Below are 5,923 nucleotides of genomic sequence, written 5' to 3'. Positions count from 1 at the left end.
GCCGTCGGCATGCCCGCCTCTTGCTCCTTGATCATCCCGATAATCTGCGCCTCGGTAAAACGGCTCTTTCGCATTCGTCTGCTCCTTCAAGGTTGGGCAGACTCTACATCATGATGAGGGATTTCGCGGGGGGCAGGTCATACGGCATTGCCGTATAAGAGCCACTGAATACCCTACCGGAGAACACGATATGGCTTTCGGTGCAGAGCTGGTCACAAGTGCCAACGAAGCCTTGGCTATCGCGGAGGGCAGGCTGGAGCCTGCCGCAGTGTTCGAGCCAGCCACGGTTGACGTCGCGGCGATCCGCAAGGCTCAGAACCTGTCGCAAGGCCGCTTCGCCGAACGCTACGGCCTTCCCCTCAGTACGATCCGAGATTGGGAACAGGGACGGCGACGACCGGGTCACGCGGCCCATCTGCTGCTACGCCTGATCGAAGCCGAACCCGAAGTCGTCGCCCGAGTTCTGTCCTCGTCCGGCTGATGCATCAAGGCCGGGGACGTTGTACCCCCGGCTCAGCCGATATTCTGGCCCGTCCGAGACCTTGCAAGAAAGTACAGCCTTCTGAATGTTCGCTGGTCGAGCTTCATGGAACGGGCTGCGGCGGCATAGCTTCCGGCGCTCTCGTATGCCCTGATGACTTCCTGATCCGAACAGTTGGCGGCTGGACGCCCAGGCTGCCTCGCCTGACCCAGGGAGGCACGCCTGTTGGCAATCCACTTCTCGTCCACCCTGTGCAGCTCGACAAGTTTCGTATCCGTCAAGCCTTCCACAAACTGCTCTGCAAGCAACTGATCGAAGTCGAAGCCGAACGTGTTCAGAACATCCAGAAGATTTCGGCGGCTGGCTGGGAACGCCTCTTTGACCTGCGCCAGAGATCGCGTCCGTTCCATCATCTGAAGCAGTTCGGCGTGGTGCACGATCCGACCGTGGCCGCAGTCGAAGACAATGATGTTTTCGCCATGCACCCGGATGCAGTTTTTCGGAAACGCCATCTTCTTATCTCGCATCAAGTTTGCAACTTAAGCCCATAACTTTCAAAGTCTGGAATTCCACCGGAGTTTTTAACACATTGAACCAGAAAGAATTTATTGACTCGCGAATCGGGGCCTGATTCCTTTCCGGGTACGAAGTCAGGAAATCATGTTTGCGGAAGAGATGCCCGATCTTATCAATGCACCTCATGAGCGTTTGAAGATGGAGCTGCGTCTGCGCGGCAAATCCATTGCGTCCATCGCGCGCGAACTCGATGTCTTTCGCTCATCGGTCACGTTGGTGAGCCAAGGCTTCAGAAGGTCAGAAAAGATCGAAAAGGCTCTGGCCGAGGCCATCGGCATGACACCGCGGGAACTCTTTCCTGACAGGTACCCAGCAGAGGAGGAGCCCACCGGACACCAAACCTGACCCCGACAAAGGAAAAGACCCTCCTGCGCCAACAGGAAGGCCTTTTGAATAGAGTGTCGTTTCTCTCCGACACCTTATTCATCCCCCGAGTCGATCCCAAAGTCAACCTGCCGGACAGCCGTCCAGCAGGGTAGTTCAACTCATTCTCAGAAAAGGGGGAGGTCGCGCCCTCCTGTCTTCGGCCCTGTGGGCCGAAGACACGGGAAAGGTGCGCTCCGATCACCATGAAACAAAACCTGATCTACCGCGGGCCGGAAGCGAGCCACGCGACCCGACCGATTGCGCGCCGCTCCAAGGGGAGCCTGCGCGGCTCGATGGTGGCCGCCCTCCCAGGCTTTCCGCGCCCGCGTATCATCCAGTTCGAGAGCGCGCTCGAATACGCCTTCTTGTGCCTCATGCTGGTGCGTGACGATGTTCATAACATTCAGGAACAACCGCCTGCCGTCTCCTTTCCCGGCGCTGATGGTCGTCCCTCGCACCACGTCTTCGACTTCCTGATCACGCTGACCAGCGGGGAGCGTATCGCGGTGGCGATCAAGCCTATGTCGCGGGCGCTCCACCTCAACTTCGTTTCCCAGTTGGAAAACATCGCTGCAGCCGTATCGAAACGGTTTGCGGACCGGGTGCTGCTCGTCACCGAGCAACATATCGACCGTGCAAAGGCCGCAGGTGCGGCACGCAAGCTCGCGAGAACCCGCCCCCAACTGACGGAGGTGGCGCAATGACCATTCGCTTCCGTTTTTCGAAGTCCGACATGATCACGACAGCAGGCGTCGCCATGCGGCCGGTGGAGATCACCAGCAGTGGCGGTATTTTCGAGCGTGTTGGGCAGCCGGGGATCACCGAGACATTCTCGCACGAGGAACTTTCCGAGCTGATAAGTCGCCCCGATACCAGCTATTATCCCGCATACTTTGACCTGGCGGCGCAGGAAGCACGTCGAGGACATGCCGCGCGGCATGGTGACGGGATCGGGCACCCCGGCGGCGGCCGTGTGGCCGATGCCGAAGGTCCATACCTGTTTTACATCCGTGTAGGGTCCGGGCACGATGCCTTCGTGCCGGACGAGAGCCAAAAGCCCCCGGTCAGTAATCTGCATGGAAGTCACCCCAGAAGCGAGAGGATCAGGATCAGTGCGGCGATGGCGAGGCCGACGCCCAGGCGGTGGCGGAAGGCTTGGCCGGGATCGGCCGGGTCACAGCGCAGGGAGCGCGCGAGGCGGAGAAGATCATGCATCGCCATCGCCTTTCCCGGCATGGCGCAGACGGGCGAGCAGCACCTCGATGAAGGCCGGACCGAAGACGCCGACCAGATAGGCGGCCGATCCCGCCGCGCCCCCGGCCGGGATCGCCTCGGGCGGCAGGCCGAGCCAGCGGGTGATGGCGGCCATGGAGAGGCTGCCCATCCCGGCCGCGATCAGACCACCGAGCAGGATGTGGCGCAGCGCGTCGCGCAGGCGCATCTTCGTCGTCAGCGCGTTGGTCGCGCCCCCGAGCGCGCCCCAGGCGGCGAGGATCACAGCCGTGGAGGCGAGCAGTTCCTTCAGCGCCGCCGCCAGAAATCCGGTTTAATCGTTCATCGTCGGATCTCCAGAAGCGGAATGGAGGTGATCGAGCCCAGCCGCTCGAGGTCGAGCGTCACGTCGAGCGCGTCGGTGTCGAAGCGGACCGGGACATTGAACTCGAAGCCCGCGGTGATCGCGACGCCCGCGCCCGGCGCGGTGGTGAAGGTGATGACGCCGGTCGTGGTATCGACGGACCAGCCAGACGCCTGGGGCGCGCCATTCAAGGCGATGGTGACCGAGCCCGCGACTGGCTTGGTGATGGTTCGCACCCACGACTGGCTGCCCGACGCGTAGCGCTTCACCAGCTGGAAGGCTGTCGTCGCGCCGTCGCCGGTGCCGATTGCCTGATCTGTCGGTCCAGGTGTCCCCGAAGGCAGGCAGGATTTGTAGTCGCCCCAATCCTTGAACCGGTAGCCATGGAGGCGACCGTTCCTCGCTTCGAAGAAGGCGACCACAGCCGCCAGATCGTCTGCCCGGCGGATGCCGTAGGCCACGTCATAGCGGCGGCGCGAATTGGCCCAGCTGGCGTTGCGTTCCTCGTCATCCGAGGCCAGTTCGACGATTTGCGTGCGCCGCTCGGGCCCGCCGCGCGCGCCCCGGCTGACGTTGTCCGGGAACCGCACCTCATGGAACGCCATCACATGCCCCTCCGCCCCAGCGAGACCGCGCGGGCGATGTCCGCCGCGACCTGCGTGCGGGATTGCCGGAAACTCTCGGCGTCGCGGGCCATGATGGTGACGTTGATCCCGCCGCCCGCGCCGTAGCTCTGTGCCTCGCGGCGCGAGAGCACCCGCTCGCCCCTTTGCAGGATTGCAGGCACCTCGTCATGGCTAAGACCGGCCGCACCGCCTGAATGCATCCGGGGCGCGGCGGCGAAGGCCATGGCCGGGACCATGCGCGAGGGCCCGGACGAGCCGACCATGCCGCCCGCGTGCAGGATGTTGGCGAAGATGCCGCCTGCGCCGCCGAGCGCGCCCGAGAGCCCGTTGGCGATGGGACCGAGGATGAAGCGGCGCGCCGCGAGTTTCGCCAGGTCCGCGATGAGCGAGGTCACGAGATCGCGGAAGCTCAGCTTGCTTCGGCCTCGGCACGGGTCCGCTTGCGTTCGGTGTCCTGTGCAAAGATCTCGTCCCAATAGGGCGCCAGGAAGACGCGGGCGTTGTAGCGGGCTGCCTTGGCCGATGCAGCGACGTGGGGCGGCACGGGGAGACCGCATAGGTTCAGGTAGCCCATGATGTCGGGAATGCCTCGGTCGAAGATCACCGGGCCTGAGAGCGTCTGTGCGGCGCTGTAGGCGCGCAGGTCCTGCTCCAGCATCCTTTCGGCGTAGGCCACCCTAACCGGCAATCGGCTGGCTCACCCGGCTGACCGCTTTCTTCTCCACCCTGACCAGGAAGGCCTGATCCATGCGCTACATCCGACTGACCTCGCTCACCTGGTGGGCGGGGTGCGTCGCCATGCTCACAGGCATCGCTTCCCTCGCTCTGCCCGTCACCGGGCCGCTCGGGGAACTCTCCCGCTTCGTCGCGCTGCTCGCAGGTTCAGGCGACGCTTCACCTGCGGGCCTGATGTTCCTTGGGCTTGGCCTCATCGGCCTGCGGGATCGGATCGAACGCGGGTTCCGCGGCGATGCTTGAGTTTCGCGCAGGGATGATCGTGGGCGGGGGGCTCGGCGTCTTCTTCGTTGCGCTCTGCGTCGCCGCCGCGCGCGGGGATCACGACGATGGCTGAGTTCCTGATCTGGCTGGTTGCGGCGCTGGTGACGCGGGCTGCGCCTCCTATGCCGAGGCGCGTCTCGCCCGACCATCGGCCTCTGCCGTCGCCGCCGTGCCCCCGGACTGGGCCGACTGGATCGCCGATCTCGACGACCGAATGACGGGAACTTGCTGATGAAATCCCTCTCACCCGCGCTGCAGGCCCATCTCGACGAGGGCACGACCACCCTCGGCTGGTGCTGGCGGATCGCCCGGGCCGACGGTGTCACCTTCGGCTTCACTGACCACGACCGCACGCTGAGCTTCGACGGCACGGATTTCGAGCCCGAGAGCGGGCTGACCGCCTTCGAGGTGCGCTCGGGCTCGGACCTGTCGGTCGATGCGCAGGACGCGGAAGGCGTTCTGACCTCGGACCGGATCACCGAGACCGACATCCTCGACGGCCGCTGGGACAACGCGACGGTCGAAGTCTGGCGCGTGAACTGGGCCGACACCGCGTAGCGCGTTCTGATGCGGCGCGGCGCCATCGGGCAGATCAGGCGTGGGCGGCTTGCCTTCGTCGCGGAGGTGCGCTCTCTCGCCCATGTGTTGGGCCAGACGGTGGGACGGACCTTCCAGGCGACCTGCGATGCCGCGCTCGGCGACGCGCGCTGCGGCGTCGATCTGGAGGATCCGGCCTTCAAGGGCACAGGCGCCGTGATCGATCTGCTGCGCGACCGCGCGTTCACTGCCTCCGGTCTAAGCGGCTTCGACGCTGGCTGGTTCACTTTCGGCACGCTGGACTGGGCCTCCGGCGCGAACGCAGGGCGGCGCACCGAGGTGCTGGGCCACGACGTGGCGGAGGGTATCGCCGTGCTGACCCTGCTCGAGGCCCCGGTGCGGGCCATCAGCGAGGGCGACGCCTTCACCATCCGCGCCGGCTGCGACAAACGGATCGAGACCTGCGGAGCGAAGTTCGCCAACACCGCCAGCTTCCGGGGCTTTCCGCATATCCCCGGCCAGGACGCCGTTCTGCGCTACGCCACCAAAGATGGCGGGCATGACCGGGGTGTGCTGTGAAGCACGCTGATCCGGATCGGGTTATCGCGGCGGCGTGGTCCTGGCTAGGTCATGTTGACAAATGGCGGAGCCATAGGCGGATAGATGTGATGTCGATGAAGCCAAGGAAGCTCTCGGCGGTCTTGTCGTAGCGGGTGGCGACGCGCCGGGCGTTTTTGAGCTTGTTGAAGCAGCGCTCGACCA

Annotated in this window: 10 protein-coding genes and 2 pseudogenes; 5 read left to right on the top strand and 7 right to left on the bottom strand. The window is 64.5% G+C overall.

Annotated elements, in window-relative coordinates; all coding sequences use genetic code 11:
* Positions 1–190 precede the first annotated feature (190 nt).
* Positions 191–481, top strand: a complete 291-nt coding sequence (locus AB9K34_RS00180) for a helix-turn-helix domain-containing protein (protein WP_369952482.1) — start codon at positions 191–193, stop codon at positions 479–481.
* A 32-nt stretch (positions 482–513) separates the two neighbouring features.
* On the opposite strand, the gene AB9K34_RS00175 is transcribed toward AB9K34_RS00180, so the two are convergent.
* Entirely contained in the window at positions 514–1,008 is a 495-nt protein-coding gene (locus AB9K34_RS00175; protein ID WP_369952481.1) for a hypothetical protein, read from the bottom strand.
* Positions 1,009–1,141: 133 nt separating this feature from the next.
* On the opposite strand from AB9K34_RS00175, the gene AB9K34_RS00170 reads away from it, so the two are divergent.
* Complete coding sequence (locus tag AB9K34_RS00170; RefSeq protein ID WP_369952480.1) at positions 1,142–1,402, top strand: transcriptional regulator; 261 nt, start codon at positions 1,142–1,144, stop codon at positions 1,400–1,402.
* Positions 1,403–1,626: 224 nt separating this feature from the next.
* On the top strand, positions 1,627–2,127 hold the full coding sequence (locus tag AB9K34_RS00165) for a hypothetical protein (protein WP_369952479.1): 501 nt from the start codon (positions 1,627–1,629) through the stop codon (positions 2,125–2,127).
* Positions 2,128–2,506: 379 nt separating this feature from the next.
* On the opposite strand, the gene AB9K34_RS00160 is transcribed toward AB9K34_RS00165, so the two are convergent.
* The 5 genes and pseudogenes from AB9K34_RS00160 to AB9K34_RS00140 all read right to left on the bottom strand — a co-directional run bounded on the left by AB9K34_RS00160 (position 2,507) and on the right by AB9K34_RS00140 (position 4,283).
* Positions 2,507–2,638, bottom strand: coding sequence for a hypothetical protein (locus AB9K34_RS00160; RefSeq protein WP_369952478.1), 132 nt, complete (start codon positions 2,636–2,638; stop codon positions 2,507–2,509).
* The gene (locus AB9K34_RS00155; RefSeq protein ID WP_369952477.1) at positions 2,631–2,921 is read right to left on the bottom strand and encodes a hypothetical protein; all 291 of its coding nucleotides are present in this window, start codon (positions 2,919–2,921) and stop codon (positions 2,631–2,633) included. The genes AB9K34_RS00160 and AB9K34_RS00155 overlap by 8 nt, the downstream gene beginning before the upstream one ends.
* 56 nt (positions 2,922–2,977) lie before the next feature.
* On the bottom strand, positions 2,978–3,604 hold the full coding sequence (locus AB9K34_RS00150) for a TIGR02217 family protein (RefSeq protein WP_369952476.1): 627 nt from the start codon (positions 3,602–3,604) through the stop codon (positions 2,978–2,980).
* Positions 3,604–4,041: pseudogene (locus tag AB9K34_RS00145) on the bottom strand (phage tail tape measure C-terminal domain-containing protein); the annotation flags it as partial. The gene AB9K34_RS00150 and the pseudogene AB9K34_RS00145, both read right to left, overlap by 1 nt.
* Positions 4,035–4,283 carry an AAA family ATPase gene (locus AB9K34_RS00140; protein ID WP_369952483.1) on the bottom strand — a complete coding sequence of 83 codons (249 nt, stop codon included), beginning with the start codon at positions 4,281–4,283 and terminating at the stop codon, positions 4,035–4,037. The pseudogene AB9K34_RS00145 and the gene AB9K34_RS00140, both read right to left, overlap by 7 nt.
* 89 nt (positions 4,284–4,372) lie before the next feature.
* Between AB9K34_RS00140 and AB9K34_RS00135 the strand changes: the two genes are divergently transcribed.
* Entirely contained in the window at positions 4,373–4,603 is a 231-nt protein-coding gene (locus AB9K34_RS00135) for a hypothetical protein (protein WP_369952475.1), read from the top strand.
* Positions 4,604–4,855: 252 nt separating this feature from the next.
* Positions 4,856–5,740: pseudogene (locus AB9K34_RS00130) on the top strand (DUF2163 domain-containing protein).
* 49 nt (positions 5,741–5,789) lie between these two features.
* On the opposite strand, the gene AB9K34_RS00125 reads toward AB9K34_RS00130, so the two are convergent.
* Positions 5,790–5,923, bottom strand: a 134-nt coding sequence (locus AB9K34_RS00125) for a transposase (protein WP_148044812.1), incomplete at its 5' end; no start/stop codon positions are given.

Source organism: Sedimentitalea sp. XS_ASV28 (genome assembly GCF_041224545.1).
Taxonomy (GTDB): domain Bacteria; phylum Pseudomonadota; class Alphaproteobacteria; order Rhodobacterales; family Rhodobacteraceae; genus Sedimentitalea.
The sequence above is the reverse complement of the archived record's forward strand: the minus strand, read 5'-3'. Positions and strand labels throughout refer to the sequence as shown.

Coding starts and splice junctions, on each gene's coding strand:
- AB9K34_RS00180 (WP_369952482.1), top strand. CDS start 191: ATGGCTTTCGGTGCAGAGCTGGTCACAAGTGCCAACGAAGCCTTGGCT.
- AB9K34_RS00175 (WP_369952481.1), bottom strand. CDS start 1,008: ATGCGAGATAAGAAGATGGCGTTTCCGAAAAACTGCATCCGGGTGCAT.
- AB9K34_RS00170 (WP_369952480.1), top strand. CDS start 1,142: ATGTTTGCGGAAGAGATGCCCGATCTTATCAATGCACCTCATGAGCGT.
- AB9K34_RS00165 (WP_369952479.1), top strand. CDS start 1,627: ATGAAACAAAACCTGATCTACCGCGGGCCGGAAGCGAGCCACGCGACC.
- AB9K34_RS00160 (WP_369952478.1), bottom strand. CDS start 2,638: ATGCATGATCTTCTCCGCCTCGCGCGCTCCCTGCGCTGTGACCCGGCC.
- AB9K34_RS00150 (WP_369952476.1), bottom strand. CDS start 3,604: ATGGCGTTCCATGAGGTGCGGTTCCCGGACAACGTCAGCCGGGGCGCG.
- AB9K34_RS00140 (WP_369952483.1), bottom strand. CDS start 4,283: ATGCTGGAGCAGGACCTGCGCGCCTACAGCGCCGCACAGACGCTCTCA.
- AB9K34_RS00135 (WP_369952475.1), top strand. CDS start 4,373: ATGCGCTACATCCGACTGACCTCGCTCACCTGGTGGGCGGGGTGCGTC.